The sequence below is a fragment of the Streptomyces calvus genome, assembly GCF_006782915.1.
Lineage (GTDB): Bacteria > Actinomycetota > Actinomycetes > Streptomycetales > Streptomycetaceae > Streptomyces > Streptomyces calvus.
The window spans coordinates 310,856-326,287 of the sequence record NZ_VCNP01000010.1; the positions used below are offsets into that span (position 1 = coordinate 310,856).

General features: G+C 72.2%; 17 protein-coding genes. 12 read left to right on the forward strand and 5 right to left on the reverse strand.

Translation table 11 applies throughout. The features are described 5' to 3' along the window. Positions 1 to 49: 49 nt before the first annotated feature. From pucL to FGW31_RS05675, 5 genes are all read right to left on the reverse strand, one after another. Entirely contained in the window at positions 50 to 973 is a 924-nt protein-coding gene (gene pucL, locus FGW31_RS05655; protein WP_142192222.1) for a factor-independent urate hydroxylase, read from the reverse strand. Between the two features lie 6 nt (positions 974 to 979). Next, positions 980 to 1,381: a hydroxyisourate hydrolase gene (gene uraH, locus FGW31_RS05660; protein WP_142192223.1), complete on the reverse strand. Its 402-nt coding sequence runs from the start codon at positions 1,379 to 1,381 to the stop codon at positions 980 to 982. 7 nt (positions 1,382 to 1,388) lie between these two features. Beyond that, positions 1,389 to 1,898, reverse strand: a complete 510-nt coding sequence (uraD, locus tag FGW31_RS05665) for a 2-oxo-4-hydroxy-4-carboxy-5-ureidoimidazoline decarboxylase (protein ID WP_142192224.1) — start codon at positions 1,896 to 1,898, stop codon at positions 1,389 to 1,391. A gap of 214 nt (positions 1,899 to 2,112) precedes the next feature. Continuing rightward, complete coding sequence (locus tag FGW31_RS05670; protein ID WP_142192225.1) at positions 2,113 to 2,481, reverse strand: helix-turn-helix domain-containing protein; 369 nt, start codon at positions 2,479 to 2,481, stop codon at positions 2,113 to 2,115. Further along, entirely contained in the window at positions 2,478 to 2,729 is a 252-nt protein-coding gene (locus FGW31_RS05675) for a thiamine-binding protein (protein ID WP_142192226.1), read from the reverse strand. Before FGW31_RS05675 ends, FGW31_RS05670 begins: the two co-directional genes overlap by 4 nt. Positions 2,730 to 2,924: 195 nt before the next feature. Between FGW31_RS05675 and FGW31_RS05680 the strand changes: the two genes are divergently transcribed. The 12 genes from FGW31_RS05680 (at position 2,925) to FGW31_RS05735 (ending at position 15,424) form a co-directional block, all read left to right on the forward strand. After that, a complete protein-coding gene (locus tag FGW31_RS05680) occupies positions 2,925 to 4,004 on the forward strand; it encodes a lytic transglycosylase domain-containing protein (protein WP_182674477.1) in 1,080 nt (359 codons plus the stop codon). 52 nt (positions 4,005 to 4,056) lie between these two features. Beyond that, on the forward strand, positions 4,057 to 5,121 hold the full coding sequence (locus tag FGW31_RS05685; protein ID WP_142192227.1) for a sigma-70 family RNA polymerase sigma factor: 1,065 nt from the start codon (positions 4,057 to 4,059) through the stop codon (positions 5,119 to 5,121). A 156-nt stretch (positions 5,122 to 5,277) separates the two neighbouring features. Continuing rightward, entirely contained in the window at positions 5,278 to 6,207 is a 930-nt protein-coding gene (locus FGW31_RS05690) for an ABC transporter ATP-binding protein (RefSeq protein ID WP_142192228.1), read from the forward strand. Further along, on the forward strand, positions 6,204 to 6,974 hold the full coding sequence (locus FGW31_RS05695; RefSeq protein WP_142192229.1) for an MlaE family ABC transporter permease: 771 nt from the start codon (positions 6,204 to 6,206) through the stop codon (positions 6,972 to 6,974). The genes FGW31_RS05690 and FGW31_RS05695 overlap by 4 nt, the downstream gene beginning before the upstream one ends. A gap of 3 nt (positions 6,975 to 6,977) precedes the next feature. After that, positions 6,978 to 7,802 carry an MlaE family ABC transporter permease gene (locus FGW31_RS05700; protein WP_142192230.1) on the forward strand — a complete coding sequence of 275 codons (825 nt, stop codon included), beginning with the start codon at positions 6,978 to 6,980 and terminating at the stop codon, positions 7,800 to 7,802. A gap of 5 nt (positions 7,803 to 7,807) precedes the next feature. Continuing rightward, positions 7,808 to 9,052 (forward strand): MCE family protein, encoded by a 1,245-nt coding sequence (locus FGW31_RS05705; RefSeq protein ID WP_142192231.1) that lies wholly within the window; start codon positions 7,808 to 7,810, stop codon positions 9,050 to 9,052. Further along, positions 9,049 to 10,086, forward strand: a complete 1,038-nt coding sequence (locus FGW31_RS05710) for an MCE family protein (RefSeq protein ID WP_142192232.1) — start codon at positions 9,049 to 9,051, stop codon at positions 10,084 to 10,086. Before FGW31_RS05705 ends, FGW31_RS05710 begins: the two co-directional genes overlap by 4 nt. Beyond that, positions 10,083 to 11,192, forward strand: a complete 1,110-nt coding sequence (locus FGW31_RS05715; RefSeq protein ID WP_182674479.1) for an MCE family protein — start codon at positions 10,083 to 10,085, stop codon at positions 11,190 to 11,192. The genes FGW31_RS05710 and FGW31_RS05715 overlap by 4 nt, the downstream gene beginning before the upstream one ends. 8 nt (positions 11,193 to 11,200) lie before the next feature. Next, positions 11,201 to 12,301: an MCE family protein gene (locus FGW31_RS05720; RefSeq protein ID WP_142192371.1), complete on the forward strand. Its 1,101-nt coding sequence runs from the start codon at positions 11,201 to 11,203 to the stop codon at positions 12,299 to 12,301. After that, positions 12,298 to 13,626: an MCE family protein gene (locus FGW31_RS05725; protein WP_142192233.1), complete on the forward strand. Its 1,329-nt coding sequence runs from the start codon at positions 12,298 to 12,300 to the stop codon at positions 13,624 to 13,626. Before FGW31_RS05720 ends, FGW31_RS05725 begins: the two co-directional genes overlap by 4 nt. Continuing rightward, positions 13,623 to 14,903, forward strand: coding sequence for an MCE family protein (locus FGW31_RS05730; RefSeq protein WP_142192234.1), 1,281 nt, complete (start codon positions 13,623 to 13,625; stop codon positions 14,901 to 14,903). Before FGW31_RS05725 ends, FGW31_RS05730 begins: the two co-directional genes overlap by 4 nt. Further along, entirely contained in the window at positions 14,870 to 15,424 is a 555-nt protein-coding gene (locus FGW31_RS05735; RefSeq protein ID WP_233288525.1) for a hypothetical protein, read from the forward strand. Before FGW31_RS05730 ends, FGW31_RS05735 begins: the two co-directional genes overlap by 34 nt. Positions 15,425 to 15,432 lie beyond the last annotated feature (8 nt).

Consider the following 15,432-nt stretch of genomic DNA (forward strand, 5'->3'; position numbering starts at 1 on the left):
CGTCCTCCCCGGCCACGGGTGCCGAGTGAGGTGCGGTCGGTGGGTGCGGTCAGAGGTTGGTGAGGTCCACCGGGATCCGCGGTTCGCAGCCGTCCCGCAGGACGGTGGCCTCGATCAGGCCGTAGGGCCGGTCGGCGGCGAAGTAGACCTCATTGTCGTTCTTTAGCCCGAACGGTTCCAGGTCCACCAGGAAGTGGTGCTTGTTCGGGAGGGAGAAGCGGACCTCGTCGATCTCGCTGCGGTGGTCGATGATCCGCGCGCCCATCTGGTACAGCGTCTGCTGGAGCGAGAGGGAGTAGGTCTCGGCGAAGGCCTGGAGCATGTGCTTCTTCGTCTGCTCGTAGGACTTCTCCCAGTGGGGCATCTTCTGCTCGTCGTCGGTCCAGTTGAACCGCCAGCGGGCGGAGACCGAGGTGGCGAGGATCCGGTCGTACGCCTCCTTCAGCGTCGTGTACTTGTCCTTGACGTAGCCCCAGAACTCGGAGTTGGTGGAGTTCATCACCGTCAGGTCCTTCAGACCGGAGACGACCTCCCACTGCTCGCCGTCGTAGGTGATCTGGGTCAGCCGGGTCTCCTGGCCCTTGCGGACGAAGGAGTGCTTGATCTCGTCCGCGCCGATGAACCTGGAGTTGGCGTCGGAGGTGGCGATGCGCTCCCAGGCGTACTCCTCGATGCGGATGCGCGCCCGGTGGATGGGCTCCTGGGAGGTGACGAAGTGGCGGGCGAGGTGGATGCCGAACTGCTCGGCGGACTCGATGCCGTGCTCCTTGGCGAACGCGTACACCGTGTTCTTGGTGGTGTCGGTCGGCAGGACGTTGGCGTTGGAACCGGAGTAGTGGACCTCGTCCATGTCGCCGGACAGGGCGACGGAGACGTTCAGGTCCTTGATGTGGTGGGTGGCGCCGTCCCGCGTGATCCTGACGACTCGGTTCTCTGCCTTGCCGTACTGGTTCTGTCCCAGAAAGGTGGGCATTGCTCGCTAGCTCCCTCGGTATACGGAGTAGCCGAACGGGTTGAGCAGCAGCGGTACGTGGTAGTGCTCCCCGGGGTTCACGGCGAAGGTGATCGCCACCTCGGGGAAGAACGCGGCACCGCTGTCCCGATTCGCGGGGGCGTCCTGCTGCGCATCGGCTTGCTTCTTCGCGGTTTCTTCGAAGTACGCCTCGACGGCGAAGTCGAGCCGTACGTGGGTGGTTCCCTCCGGCGGGGCCGGCAGGTCCTTGCACCGCCCGTCCGCGTCGGTCGCGGAACCGCCGAGCTCCCGCCAGTCCGCCTCCCGGCCCGCACGGGCGGAGAGCCGGACGGCGACGCCCTCGGCGGGGCGGCCCGCGCTCGTGTCCAGGATGTGCGTGGACACGGAAGCGGTGGTGTCGGTGCTCATGTCTGCGTCAGTCCTCTTCGACGAGTCGGGCCAGCCGGATGCGGTTGATCTTCCCCAGTTCGGTGCGGGCGATCTCGCGTTCCTGCTCCGGCGCGTTGCCGAGGCGTTCCTTGACGGCGTCGCGCATCTGCTCGCCGGTCCGGCCGGTGGCACAGATGAGGAACACGTGGCCGAACTTCTCCTGGTAGGCCAGGTTCAGTTCGAGCATCTCGGCCTTGAGCGCGTCCGGGGCGCCGGCCATGCCGCTCTGCTCGCGGGCGGAGGCCGGGTCGCCCGGCTCGGGGCGGCCGATCGGCGGGTGCCCGGCCATCGCCTCGTGGAGGTCCTCCGTGGTCAGGTCGGCCATGGCGGCGTCACTGGCGGCGTACAGGTCCTCGGCGGTGGCGTAGGGGCGGGCGGCGAGCAGGCGCCGGGCCCATGCCCTGGAGGCGCATGCCTCGTGGAGCGCGGCGAGGGCGGCGTGCTCCTCCAGGGCGTTGAAGCGGGCCAGCCCCGAGGGCGTGGAAGTCGACGTCACGGGAGCCTCCGTGGCCGCGAACGGCCTTCGTGCTGCGGAACGGGCGTGCCGACAGTGAACGCCGTCACGCCCAGCGCGTCAACAGTTTGTTGAAAATTCGGGGTAACGAAGGGGAACGCTCGCCGTCCGTCGTCCGTCGTCCCGCTGTCCGTCGCCCCGCCGTCCGCCGTCCGCCCCTCGCCGCCCGCCGTCCTCCGGTTCCGCAGGACCGTGCTCAGGAGTCCTTCTCGCGGTTGAGGTAGTTGTAGACGGTGAAGCGGCTGACCCCGAGCGCGCTCGCCACGGTCTCCACGCCGTGCCGCACGGCGAAGGCGCCGCGCGCCTCCAGACTGCGCACGATCTCCTGCTTCGCCTTGCGGTCCAGGTCCGCCAGCGGCATGCCCTTCCCGCGCTCCAGGGCCGCCAGGATGTGATCGAGGGAGTCCGCGAGCTGCGGCAGGCGCACCGCGACCACGCCGGCCCCCCGCCAGGAGAGCACCACGTCGTCGGCGCCGGCCTCGTCCGGCGGGACCATCTCGCCGCCCATGGCGTCGACCAGCGGCTTCACCGCGGTGATGAAGTCCTCGTCGCCCGTGCCGGTCACCGGTCGCCCTCCTCGACCACGTTGACCTGGAGGGAGATCCGGGTGGCGCCGGCCGTCAGGGAGCGGCGCAGCAGCGCGTCCACGGCGGTGAGCACCGCGTCGGCGTCGCCCTCGGCGGTGTTGCCGAAGGGCCCGACGTCCACGGCGTCCAGCTCGGCCGCCTCGATCACCTCGCGGGCCACCACCGCGTGCGCGGGCGCCTCGTCGAGGTCGAAGGGCTCGGTCGTGAACTCCACTTTCAGTCGCACTGTGCCCCCATGGCATCCGCTCCGACCCGTGCGTTGCGCCAGGTCCGCGGCCCGGGCCGGCCGGCCGCTTGGGGAGACCTTAACGGACCTGCGTGCCGGGCAGCGCCCCACCGGAAATCCCCGGATCCCGGCCGACGGACCCGCCCCGGTGCCGCGTAGAGCAGGCGGAGGACATCCGCAGGGAGGGGACACGACATGGCGGGACAGGGATTTCGGGGTGCCGGTGCGGCGCGGGGCGCCCGGGGCACGGCGGCGGCGGTGACGGCGATGGTGCTGCTCACCGGGTCGCAGGCGGCGGACGCGAGCGGGACACCGGCTCCGGCGGCGGCGCGGCCGACGCCGTCCGGGCACGGTCCGAGCGTCTCCGGCGACACCCCGTACCGCACCGAGCTGCCGCCGCTGCGCACCGGCGAGCCCGACGGGCACCGCCTCACGCCGGCGGGCGCCGCCCTGCCGGCGACCGTGTTCGCCGCCTACCGCCGGGCCGAGTCGGAGCTGGCCCGCAGCGCGCCGGGCTGCCGGCTGCGGTGGCACCTGCTGGCGGCGATCGGCCAGGTGGAGTCCGGGCAGGCGCGCGGCGGCCGGGTCACCCCGGACGGTACGACCGTGACGCCGATCCGCGGGCCCCGGCTGGACGGCGTCGCCTTCGCGCTCATCCGGGACACCGACGGCGGCGCGCACGACGGGGACACGGTGTACGACCGCGCGGTCGGCCCGATGCAGTTCATCCCGTCGACCTGGGCCCGCTGGGGCGCCGACGGCAACGGCGACGGACGGAGCGACCCGAACAACGTCTTCGACGCGGCGCTCGCCGCCGGACGCTACCTGTGCGCGGGCGGCCGGGACCTGTCCGACCCCGCCCAGCTGGACCGGGCGATCCTCGGCTACAACCACTCGACGGCGTATCTGCGCACGGTCCGGGCCTGGTACGCGTACTACCTGACCGGTCACCGGGTGGTGCCGGACGCCTCCGCCGGGGCCCCGGAACGCCTGCGCGGCACCGCGTCCCCGTCACCGGCCCCGAAGCCGGCGCCGTCCGCCCGCCCGGACACCGCCCCCACCCGGGCGCCCTCCGCGCCGCCCGCCTCGCCGGCCCCGACCCGGTCCCGCCCGGCGGACGACCCGGCCCCGGCCGACGGGACCGGCCTGCCGGTGCCCGCCCCGGCTCCCGTCGTCCCCGACGGCGGGCTGCTGCCCGAGGGCGGCCCGCTGACCAGCAACGGTGCGGACTCGATACCGGCCACCCCCTCCCCAATTGCCGCTACCGGACGGTAATGTCGCCCACCGCCGGACGGCACGGGACCGGTGGGTGAGCGAAGGGGCCCTCATGGCGACGGACATGCCTGCTCAGGCACAGGCGGCGCAGGAGCGCTGGGAGCGGATGTGGGGCCACCGTGAGCACTTGCTCAAGGTGGCCCGGCGCCGGTCGATGAGCCAGGAGGACGCCGAGGACGCGGTGCACGAGGCGATGCTGCGGGCCGCCGAGCGTCCGGACCTGGACGACGAGCGGCTCGGCGCCTGGCTGACCACCGTGACCATGCGGCTGTGCGTCGACCGGTACCGGCAGGTCCACCGGGAGGCCGAGGTGCGCACCAGCCCCACGCTGGTCGCGCCCGGCCCGGTGCCCGTCGAGGAGGCGGTGTGCGACCGGGCCGAGGCCAGGTGGCTGGCGGTACGCAGCGGCGAACTGCCCGCACGGCAGGCGGAGGCGCTGCGGCTGAAGTCGCTGGACCTGGACGTCGGCCAGGTCGCGGTGCACATGGGACTGAGCTACCGGACGGTGGAGTCGCTGCTGGCCAGGGCCCGGCGCACGCTCAGGAACTCGCTGGCCGGGACGCTCGGCCTCGCGCTGTTCCTGTGCGGCCGGGGGCGGCCCCGCACGGGCGGCAAGGCCCAGGCCGTCGCCGTCGCCTCCACGGCGGCCACGCTCGCGGTGGCCGGGTTCGTGGTGCCGCACACGCTGGACGACGGCGGCAGCGGCTCGACGCCGCGGTCCTCCAGCTCGCAGGACGCCGAGGCGCCCGCCACCGGCGGCACCGCCGCGCCGTCGCACCCGGCGGCCCGCCCGGACCGGACGCCTGCGCCGGGGGCGGCGGGCCCGGAGGCCACGGGTGCGCCCGCCGACGGCTCGCTGCTCACGTCCGTCCTGCCGGTGCTGCCCGAGGTGTCCGAGCTGGCCCGGACCGAGGTGCCGGAGGTGCCCGAGGTGGGCGGCGTGCCGGGCCTGCCGGAACTGCCCGGCGTGCCGGACCTGCCGGCCGGGTCGGCCGGGGCGTCGATGCCGTCGGCGCCCGCACTGCCCTCCGCGCCGCCGTTGCCGTCCGCGGACGTCCCCGAGCCCGGGCAGGACTCCGCACCGCTGCCCGGCGCACCCTCCGTTCCGCTGCCGTGAACCGCCCGCGCCGCGCCCGCAGGAGGCCCGCGGCGCACCCGTAGAACCTCCCGCGGAGCGCCGTCGCAAAAAAATTCGGGTCCGTCGCGACGGACGGCCCGCCCCTCCCCGTAGAGCAGATGTCGGAGCTGCTGCCGTGGGCGAAGGGTGAACCGGATGGGTGTCGAGATCTGCGTGGAGGGGCTGACCAAGTCCTTCGGCCGTCAGGTCATCTGGCAGGACGTCTCACTGACGCTGCCCGCCGGGGAGGTCTCGGTGATGCTCGGCCCCTCGGGGACGGGCAAGTCGGTGTTCCTCAAGACGCTCGTCGGGCTGCTCAAGCCGGACCGGGGCTCGGTGAAGGTCGCCGGGCGCGACATCACCAAGCTGCGCGAGCACGAGCTGTACGAGGTGCGCAAGCTGTTCGGGGTGCTGTTCCAGGACGGCGCCCTGTTCGGCTCGATGAACCTCTACGACAACATCGCCTTCCCGCTGCGCGAGCACACCCGCAAGCCGGAGAGCGAGATCCGGCGCATCGTGCTGGAGAAGATGGACATGGTCGGGCTGATCGGCGCCGAGTCGAAGCTGCCCGGCGAGATCAGCGGCGGCATGCGCAAGCGGGCCGGGCTGGCCCGGGCGCTGGTGCTCGACCCGGAGATCATCCTGTTCGACGAGCCGGACTCGGGCCTGGACCCGGTGCGGGTCGCCTACCTCAACCAGCTGATCGTCGACCTCAACGCCCAAATCGACGCGACGTTCCTGATCGTCACGCACGACATCGCCTCGGCCCGGCAGGTGCCGGACAACATCGGGCTGCTGTTCCGCCGCGAACTGGTGATGTTCGGTCCCCGGGAGCGGCTGCTGACCAGTGACGAGCCGGTCGTACGGCAGTTCCTGCACGGCAGGATGCAGGGGCCGATCGGCATGGCGGAGGAGAAGGACGCCGCACAGGTCGAGCAGGAGCTCGCGCAGCTCGACGACACCGGGCGCGTCCCGGAAATCACGCCGCGCCTGCTGCCGGGCCCCGGCATCACCCGCCCGCCCCGCTGGGAGGCGATCGCGCGGCGCGAGGCCGAGCTGCACTGCGCCGAGGGGGCCGGCGCGTGAGCCTGTCGCCCACCGGCGCGCTGCGCCACTCCGGCAGCCTGTTCGCGCTCGCACTGGACGTGCTGCGGACCCTGCCCCGACGGCCGTTCCAGGCGCGGGAGTTCATCCAGCAGGCGTGGTTCGTCGCCAGCGTCACGATCCTGCCGACCGCCCTGGTCTCCATCCCCTTCGGCGCGGTCATCGCGCTGCAGATCGGCAGCCTGACGCGGCAGCTGGGTGCGCAGTCCTTCGCGGGCGCGGCCTCGGTGCTCGCCGTGCTGCGGGAGGCCTCGCCGATCGTCACCGCGCTGCTGATCGCGGGCGCGGGCGGCACGGCGATCTGCGCGGACCTCGGGGCGCGGAAGATCCGCGAGGAGATCGACGCGATGCAGGTGCTCGGCATCGACCCGATCCACCGGCTGGTCGTGCCGCGCGTGCTGGCCTCCATGGTGGTGGCCGTGCTGCTCAACGGCCTGGTGTCGGTGGTCGGCGTGGCGGGCGGCTACTTCTTCAACGTGGTGCTGCAGAACGGCACCCCGGGCGCCTACCTGGCCTCCTTCACCACCCTCGCCCAGCTGTCCGACCTGTGGGCGGCGGAGCTGAAGGCGCTGGTGTTCGGGGCGATCGCGGGGATCGTCGCCTCGTACAAGGGACTCACCGCGAAGGGCGGGCCCAAGGGTGTGGGCGACGCCGTGAACCAGTCCGTGGTGATCACCTTCATGTTGCTGTTCGTGACCAACTTCGTGATGACCGCGGTGTACTTCCAGGTCGTCCCGCAGAGGGGTTGACCGGTGCGCTCACGACGACTTCTCGAACGCCCCCTGCGCTCCCTGGAGGAGCTGGGCACCCAACTGGTCTTCTACGGCCGTTCACTGGCGTGGACGGGCCGCACGCTGCGCCGCTACAAGAAGGAGGTGCTGCGGCTGCTGGCCGAGGTGAGCTTCGGCCGGGGCGCGCTCGCCGTGGTCGGCGGCACGGTCGGCGTGATCGCCTTCCTGTCGTTCTTCACCGGCACCGAGGTCGGGCTCCAGGGCTACGCGGCCCTCAACCAGCTCGGCACCTCCAACTTCGTGGCCTTCCTGTCGGCCTACTTCAACACCCGGGAGATCGCGCCGCTGGTGGCCGGGCTGGCCCTGTCGGCGACGGTCGGCGCCGGGTTCACCGCGCAGCTCGGCGCGATGCGGATCAGCGAGGAGACCGACGCCCTCGAGGTGATGGGCGTGCCCTCGCTGCCGTTCCTGGTGACGACCCGGATGATCGCCGGATTCGTCGCCGTGATCCCGCTGTACGTGGTGGGGCTGCTGTCGTCGTACCTGGCCGCGCGGACCATCACCACCGGCTACTACGGGCAGTCGACGGGCACCTACGACCACTACTTCCACCAGTACCTGCCGCCGGTCGACGTGTTCTGGTCGTTCGGCAAGGTGATCGTCTTCGCGGTGCTGATCATCCTGGTGCACTGCTACTACGGCTACCACGCGAGCGGCGGTCCGGCCGGGGTGGGCGTCGCGGTGGGCCGCGCGGTGCGCACCTCGATCGTGGCGATCAACGTCCTCGACTTCTTCCTGTCCCTGGCGATCTGGGGCGCCAACACGACCGTACGGATCGCGGGGTGAGCGCGGTGAGAGTGCTGAGACTGAGGCTGTACGGCATCGCCTTCATCGCCGTGCTGGCGCTGCTGCTGTCCCTCGCGGTGGCCGTCTACCAGCAGGCGTTCACGCCCGTCGTCAAGGTCACGCTGGAGGCCGGCCGGCTCGGCAACCAGCTCGACCCGCGGGCCGACGTGAAGCTGCGCGGGCTGCTGGTCGGCGAGGTGCGCGAGGTCCACGCGGACGGCACCGGGGCCACCCTCGACCTGGCCCTGAAGCCCGAGCACGTGGGCCGCATCCCGTCGGACGTACGGGCCCGGCTGCTGCCCAAGACGCTGTTCGGCGAGAAGTACGTCGACCTGGTGGCGCCCGGCGGCTCCGCGGCCCGGCCGATCCGGGCCGGCGACGTCATCACCCAGGACCGCACGACGGTCGGCATGGAGGTCCAGCAGCTGATGAACGACCTGCTGCCGCTGCTGCGCACGGTCGAACCCGGTGAACTCAACGCCACGCTGTCCGCGTTCGCCGGCGCCCTGGAGGGCCGCGGCGACCGCATCGGCGACAACCTCACGCGGCTGGAGGCCTACCTGCGCAAGCTCAATCCGCATCTGCCGTCGCTGAAGGAGGACATCTCGCGGTTCGCGGACGTCGCCGAGGTGTACGGCGACGCGGCACCGGACCTGCTGCGGATCCTGCGCAACACCGTCACCACCAGCCGCACCCTGGTCGAGAAGAAGGACCGGCTGGCCTCGGCGCTGCGCACCACGGCGACCGTCGCCGGGACCGGGCGGGAGTTCCTCGACACCAACGGCGACCGCCTGATCACCCTGGGCCGGGTCTCCCGGCCCACGCTCGACCTGTTCGCCCGCTACTCCCCCGAGTACCCGTGCCTGCTGGCCGGCCTGGTCCGGCAGAACAAGGCCGCCGAGGAGACGTACCGGGGCGGCAGGATGCGGATCACCCTGGAGGTGGTCCGCGCACGGCCGGCGTACGAGCCCGGTGAGGAGCCCGTCCACGGCGAGCGGTCCGGCCCGAACTGCCACGGCCTGCCCCATCCGCAGGTGCCGGCACCGCACATCGACCTGGACGACGGGGCGAAGTCCGGTGCTCCGGGCGGCGTCGGCGGTTCCTCGCCGGTGTCCGCCACGGCCGCCGAGCAGCGGGCCGTCGGCTCGCTCGTCGCGCCCGTGCTGGGCGTGCCGGCGGACGAGGTGCCGCCGGTGACGACCCTGCTGTTCGGCCCGCTGGCCCGCGGAACGGCGGTGAGCGTCGCATGAGCACGTCCAAGGCCCGCCGGACCGTGGCCCCACTGGTCAAGTTCAGCCTGTTCGCCGTGGTGACGATCCTGGCGACGGCCCTGCTCGCCGCCACCATCGTCAACATCTCCTTCGAGCCGAAGCACTCCTACCGGGCGGTGTTCAGCGATGTCACCGGCCTGGAGGAGGGCGACGACATCCGGGTCGCCGGGGTGCGCGTCGGCGAGGTCGAGGAGATCCGGATCAAGGACCGGACCCGGGCGGAGATCACCTTCAGCGTCCGCGCCGACCGGCCGCTGCTGACGACGACCGGCGCGGTGGTGCGCTACCGGAACCTGGTCGGCCGGCGCTATGTCGCGCTCACCGAGGGCGCGGGCAGCGCCTCCCGGCTGCGGCCGGGCGGCACCATCCCGCTGTCGCGGACCCAGCCCGCGCTCGACCTCAACGTGCTGCTGAACGGGTTCAAGCCGCTGTTCGCCGCGCTCAGCCCGGAGGACGTCAACAGGCTCGCCACCGACATCATCAAGACGCTCCAGGGCGAGGGCGGCACGGTGAACAGCCTGCTGGCGCACACCGCGTCGCTCACTACGACGCTCGCCGACCGGGACGAGCTGATCGGTTCCGTCGTCACCAACCTCAACACGGTGCTCACCACGCTCGACAAGCGCAGCGGCCGGTTCTCCGGGCTGCTGAAGCAGCTGCGGCGGGTGATCTCGGGGCTGTCCGCGGACCGCAAACCGCTCGGCGAGTCGCTGGTGGGCATCGGCGACCTCACGGAGGCCACCTCGGGGCTGCTGAAGGACGCGCGGCCGCCGCTGAAGGACGACATCGCCGAACTGAACGAGCTGACCGGAACCCTGAACGACAACGAGAAGACCGTGGAGGGCGTGCTGAAGCGGCTGCCTAACAAGCTCAACGAGCTGACCGGGACGGCGTCCTACGGCTCGTGGTTCAACTTCTACCTGTGCGACTTCGACGGCCGGGTGGTGCTGCCGGGAAGCGACCGGGTGCTCGAACCGGGACTGCACGTGGCACGGGCGAGGTGCGGCTCATGAGCACACGTTTCCTGCCGCGCCGCCGGCGCCGGCCGGAGCCGCTGATGAAGGTGCGGATCGACCCGCCGAGGCTGCCGCGCCCGCGGCTGCCGAGGCTGCGGCGCCGCAAGGGCGGCGGTCCCCGGACGAAGCCGTTCCGGGAACGCAATCCCGTGGTCATCGGTGCCGTCGGGCTGACCGTCCTGGCGCTGCTGACCGTCGCCGCGTTCAACGCGGACAGCCTGCCGGTGATCGGCGGCGGCACCCGCTACAGCGCGGCGTTCTCCGAGGCGGGCGGGCTGAAGCCGGGCGACGAGGTGCGGATCGCCGGGGTCAAGGTCGGCAAGGTGGAGACCGTCGACCTGGACGGCGACCACGTCGAGGTGGTCTTCAAGCTGCGCGGCGAACCGGAGTTCGGCCGGGAGACCGGCGCGTCGATCCGGGTGGAGACCATCCTCGGCGCCAAGTACCTGGCCCTGCACCCCGAAGGTCCCGGGCAGCTCCCGGCGGGCAGCGAGATCCCGCTGCGGCGCACCGTCCCGGCGTACGACGTGGTGGAGGCGTTCAGCGATCTGACGACCACCACGGAGGAGGTCGACACGCAGCGGCTGGCCAAGGCGCTGGACACCCTGTCGGCGACCTTCGAGGACTCGCCCGAGGAGGTGCGCGCCTCCATCAAGGGCCTGTCGAAGATCTCCCGGACGGTCGCCTCGCGCGACAAGGAGCTCGGTGAACTCCTCGACCGGGCGAACGGCGTCAGCGGTGTGCTGGCCGAACGCTCCGGCGACTTCAGCGCCATGGTCAAGGACGGCAACGAGCTGTTCAAGGAGATCAGCAAGCGCCGCAAGGCGATCCACAAGCTGCTGACGACCTCCGCGGAGCTGGGCGTCGAACTGTCCGGTCTGGTGGAGGACAACCGCAAGGAGATCGGTCCCGCCCTGAAGAACCTCAACACGTTCGTGAGGATGCTGGAACGCAACCAGAAGAGCCTGGACCGCAGCGTCGCCCTGCTCGCCCCCTACGTCCGGGTCTTCTCCAACACCCTCGGCAACGGCCGCTGGTTCGACAGCTACATCCAGAACCTGGTCGCGGCACCCGTGGTGCCCAGGACGGGAGGCACCCCGTGAGGAAACGCATCGCGCTGCTCACCGCCCTGGCGCTGGTCGCCGGGCTCGCCTACGCGCTGTGGCCGCGCCCCGACACCGTGCGCGTCACGGCGTACTTCCCGCGCACCGTCGGCATCTACCCCGGCTCCGACGTGCGCGTCCTGGGCGTGCGGATCGGCGAGGTCAAGGAGATCGTGCCGGAGGGCGGCCGGGTGCGGGTGGAGCTGGAGTACGGGGCGGGCCGCCGCATCCCGGCCGACGCGCAGGCCGCGATCATCAACTCCTCGGTGGTGAGCGACCGTTACGTGCAGCTGCTGCCGGTGTACCGGAAGGGACCGGCGCTGCGGGACGGCGACGTGATCCCCGAGTCGCGCACGGCCGTGCCGGTCGAGCTGGACCGGATCTTCGACAGCCTGCGCACCACGGCCGAGGCGCTCGGCCCGGAGGGCGCCAACAAGGACGGCTCGCTGTCCCGGCTGCTCGGCGTGAGCGCCGACAACCTCGAGGGGCAGGGCGGGAATCTGCACCGCACGGTGAAGGACCTCTCCGAGGCGGCGGGCACGCTCGCCGACCACCGTGGCGACCTGTTCGGGACCGTGCGCAACCTCCAGGTGTTCACCACGGCGCTGGCCGCCGACGACAAGGAGGTGCGGGCGTTCAACACCAGCCTCGCCGAGGTGGCGGAGCAACTGGCCGGTGAGCGCAAGGACTTGGCGGCGGCGCTGAAGAACCTCGGTACGGCCCTCGGGGACGTGGCCGACTTCGTGAAGAAGAACAAGAAGTCGCTGACGGCGAACGTGCGGGGACTCAGCGAGGTCACCAAGGTGCTGGTCACCCAGCGGGCCGCCCTGGAGGAACTCCTGGAGGTCGCGCCGACCGGCCTGTCCAACCTGCAGAACGCCTACAACGCCTCGTCCGGCACGCTCGACACCCGCAACAACCCCGAGCACCCGCAGGACCCGGCCGCGCTGCTGTGCTCGCTGCTGCGGACCACCGGCGACGAGGGCGGCGAGAACCCCGACTGCCGGGAGCTCCAGCGGCTCTTCGACTCCCTGCCCGAACTGCCGAAGGCACCGGCCTCCGGCTCGGTCGACCGCACCCTCGGCGGGATCCTGGAGGCCGACGCATGAGCGCACGAGACACGGGCGCGCGGCCCGCGGTGACACGGCCCGCGGCGGCGCGCCGGCGCACCGGCGTGGTGGCCTGGGCGGCGGCGGGCACCCTGCTGCTGTCCGGCTGCGAGTTCAACGGCTGGCACGACGTGCCGCTGCCCGGCGGCGCCGCCGCCGACGGCCGCGCCTTCCACGTCACCGTCGAGTTCCGGGACGTGATGGACCTGGTGCCGCAGTCCGCCGTGAAGGTGAACGACGTCACCGTGGGCGCGGTGGAGGAGGTCGAACTGGACGGCTGGCACGCCCGGGTGCGGCTGCGCGTCGCGGACTCGGTGAAGCTGCCCGCCAACGCGGTCGCCGAACTGCGGCAGACCAGCATGCTCGGCGAGAAGTACGTGGCGCTGTCCGCGCCCGCCGGCACCGCACCCGTCGGGCGCCTCGCCGACGGCGACCGCATCCCGCTGTCCCGCAGCGGCCGCAACCCGGAGATCGAGGAGGTGCTGTCCGCGCTGTCGGCGCTGCTCAACGGCGGCGGCGTGGCGCAGCTGAAGACCATCACCGTCGAGCTGAACAAGGCGCTGGACGGCCGGGAGAACCGGGTGAAGTCGCTGCTGAAGGAGCTCGACACGTTCCTCGGCGGCCTGGACGGGCAGCGCAAGGAGATCGTCCGCGCGCTCGAGGGCATCGACCGGCTGGCCAAGCGGCTCGGCAAGGAGAAGGAGACCATCGCGGAGGCGGTCGACACCATGCCGCCGGCCTTGAAGGTCCTCGCCGACCAGCGCCGCGACCTGACGAAGATGCTGACGGCGCTGTCGAAGCTCGGCAGGACCGGCACCCGGGTCGTGAACGCCTCCCACGACGACATGGTCGCCAACCTCAAGCAGCTCCGCCCGATCCTCCAGCAGCTCAACAAGGCGGGCGACGACCTGCCCAACTCTCTGGAGCTGCTGACCACCTACCCGTTCCCGCGCAATGTCGTGGACGCCGTGAAGGGCGACTACGTCAACCTCCAGATCACCGCCGACCTCGACCTGTCGCACATCTACGGCAACCTGACCGACGAGCCGGAGAAGGACGAGGACGGGCCCGGGGCGCCGGACGCACCGGAGCTGCCGGAGGTGCCGGACCTGCCCGGCGTACCGGAGGTGCCGGACGTTCCGCTGCCCGAGCCGTCCGCGCCCACGCTGCCCGACGCGCCCGGCGAGCCGTCGTCGCCGGGGGCCGGCGGCCCGCTGTGCCCGCCGGTGTGCACCGCCGGCTTTGGCGACGGGGACACCCGCCGTCTGCCGCCCGGGATCGACCTGGCGCTGGCCGAGCTGATGCTGAAGGGGATGCAGCCGTGATCACCAGAACGGTCAGGGCCCAGTTGCTGGCGTTCGCCACCGTCACCGCGGTGGGCGTGTCGTACGTGGGCACCGAGTACACGGGACTGGCGGACGCCCTCCTGGACCGCGGGTACACCGTGCGGGCCCAGTTCACCGGCTCCGGTGGGATCTTCTCCGGCGCCGAGGTCACCTACCGGGGTGTGCCGGTGGGCCGGGTGGGCGCGATGCGGCTGACCGGCGACGGAGTGTCGGTGGCGCTGGAGATCGACGACGAGGCGCCGCGCATCCCGGCCGACACGCTCGCCGTGGTGGCGAACCGGTCGGCGGTGGGCGAGCAGTACGTCGACCTCCAGCCGCGCCGCGGCGGCGGACCGTATCTGCTGGACGGCAGCACCATCCCGAAGGCGCACACCCGGGTGCCGCTGCCGACCACGGACCTGGTGGTGGGCCTGGACCGGCTGGTGAACTCGGTCGGCAAGGACGATCTGCGCATCACCGTGGACGAGTTGGGCAAGGCGTTCGCCGGTACGGGACCGCACCTGGGCAAGCTGGTCGACTCGGGCAACGCGCTCGTGGAGTCGGCGTCCGAGGCGCTGCCGGAGACGGTGGCGCTGATCGAGGACTCGCGCACGGTCCTCAAGACGCAGGCCGACCAGGGCTCGGCGATCAAGGCGTTCTCCCGCGACCTGGCGGCGCTGACGGAGCAGCTGAAGTCCAGCGACGGCGATCTGCGCCGGCTCATCGGCAACGCGACCCCGGCCGCGGTGGAGATCAACTCGCTGTTGAAGTCCACCGGGTCGAGCGTGCCGGTGCTGCTGGCCAACCTCATCAGCGGCGGCCGGGTCACCGTGGCGCGGCTGCCCGGCGTGGAACAGGCGCTGGTGACGTTCCCCGTGGTGGTGTCGGGCAGTTACACGGTCATTCCCGGCGACGGCACGACGCACTTCGGGATGGTCGTGGGCGCCGACGACCCGCCGCCGTGCACCCGCGGCTACGACACCCGGCGGCGCGACCCGGCCGACACGAGCACGCGCGGGGCGAACACCGGCGCCCGCTGCGCGGAGCCGCGCGGCAGCGAGACCTCGGTGCGCGGCGCGCAGAACGCGCCCGGTGCCACCTCCGCACGGGGCGGGGCGGAACCGGCGGCGCACGTCACCCCGTACGACCCGGCGACCGGCATGGCGACCGGCCCGGACGGAAGGCCCGTCGAGATCGGCTCGACCGGCGGCGAACAGAGCATGTTCGGAAAGGAGTCGTGGCAATGGCTGCTCGTCGGACCGATGGCACGGGCGTGAGCGGACGGATACGCGCGGCGGCCCGCCGCCTGGCGCGGGCGGGGCGTTCCCGGGCGGTGGCCACGGGGCTCGTCGTGGCGACGGTGCTGACCACCGGGTCGGCGCTCTGGCTCGCGTTCGGGGTGCAGGAACAGCGGGAGGCGGAGCAGCGGCGGCAGGACGTGCTGGCCGCGGCCCGCCAGTCGGCGCTGAACTTCACTTCGCTGGACTACCGGCACTACGAGCGCGACAGCGCCACTGTGCTGAAGGGCGCGACGGGTGACTTCCGCAAGGAGTTCGCCGCGCAGACGGAGGAGCTGACGAAGCTGGTCGCGCAGAACAAGTCGGTCTCGCAGGGGCAGGTCCTCGAAGCGGGCATCGTCCGCTCCGACGCGCGCTCGGCCCGGGTGCTGGTGGTCGCCGACAGCAAGGTGACCAACACGGCCGTGCCCGACGGCGAGGCGCGCACCTACCGGCTGCAGCTCGACCTGGTGCACCGGGACGGGCGCTGGCTGACCTCCGACGTCGAGTTCGTCGGCTGACCCGCGAC

Coding starts and splice junctions, on each gene's coding strand:
- pucL (WP_142192222.1), bottom strand. CDS start 973: ATGCCCACCTTTCTGGGACAGAACCAGTACGGCAAGGCAGAGAACCGA.
- uraH (WP_142192223.1), bottom strand. CDS start 1,381: ATGAGCACCGACACCACCGCTTCCGTGTCCACGCACATCCTGGACACG.
- FGW31_RS05680 (WP_182674477.1), top strand. CDS start 2,925: ATGGCGGGACAGGGATTTCGGGGTGCCGGTGCGGCGCGGGGCGCCCGG.
- FGW31_RS05685 (WP_142192227.1), top strand. CDS start 4,057: ATGGCGACGGACATGCCTGCTCAGGCACAGGCGGCGCAGGAGCGCTGG.
- FGW31_RS05690 (WP_142192228.1), top strand. CDS start 5,278: ATGGGTGTCGAGATCTGCGTGGAGGGGCTGACCAAGTCCTTCGGCCGT.
- FGW31_RS05710 (WP_142192232.1), top strand. CDS start 9,049: ATGAGCACGTCCAAGGCCCGCCGGACCGTGGCCCCACTGGTCAAGTTC.
- FGW31_RS05715 (WP_182674479.1), top strand. CDS start 10,083: ATGAGCACACGTTTCCTGCCGCGCCGCCGGCGCCGGCCGGAGCCGCTG.
- FGW31_RS05725 (WP_142192233.1), top strand. CDS start 12,298: ATGAGCGCACGAGACACGGGCGCGCGGCCCGCGGTGACACGGCCCGCG.
- FGW31_RS05735 (WP_233288525.1), top strand. CDS start 14,870: ATGGCTGCTCGTCGGACCGATGGCACGGGCGTGAGCGGACGGATACGC.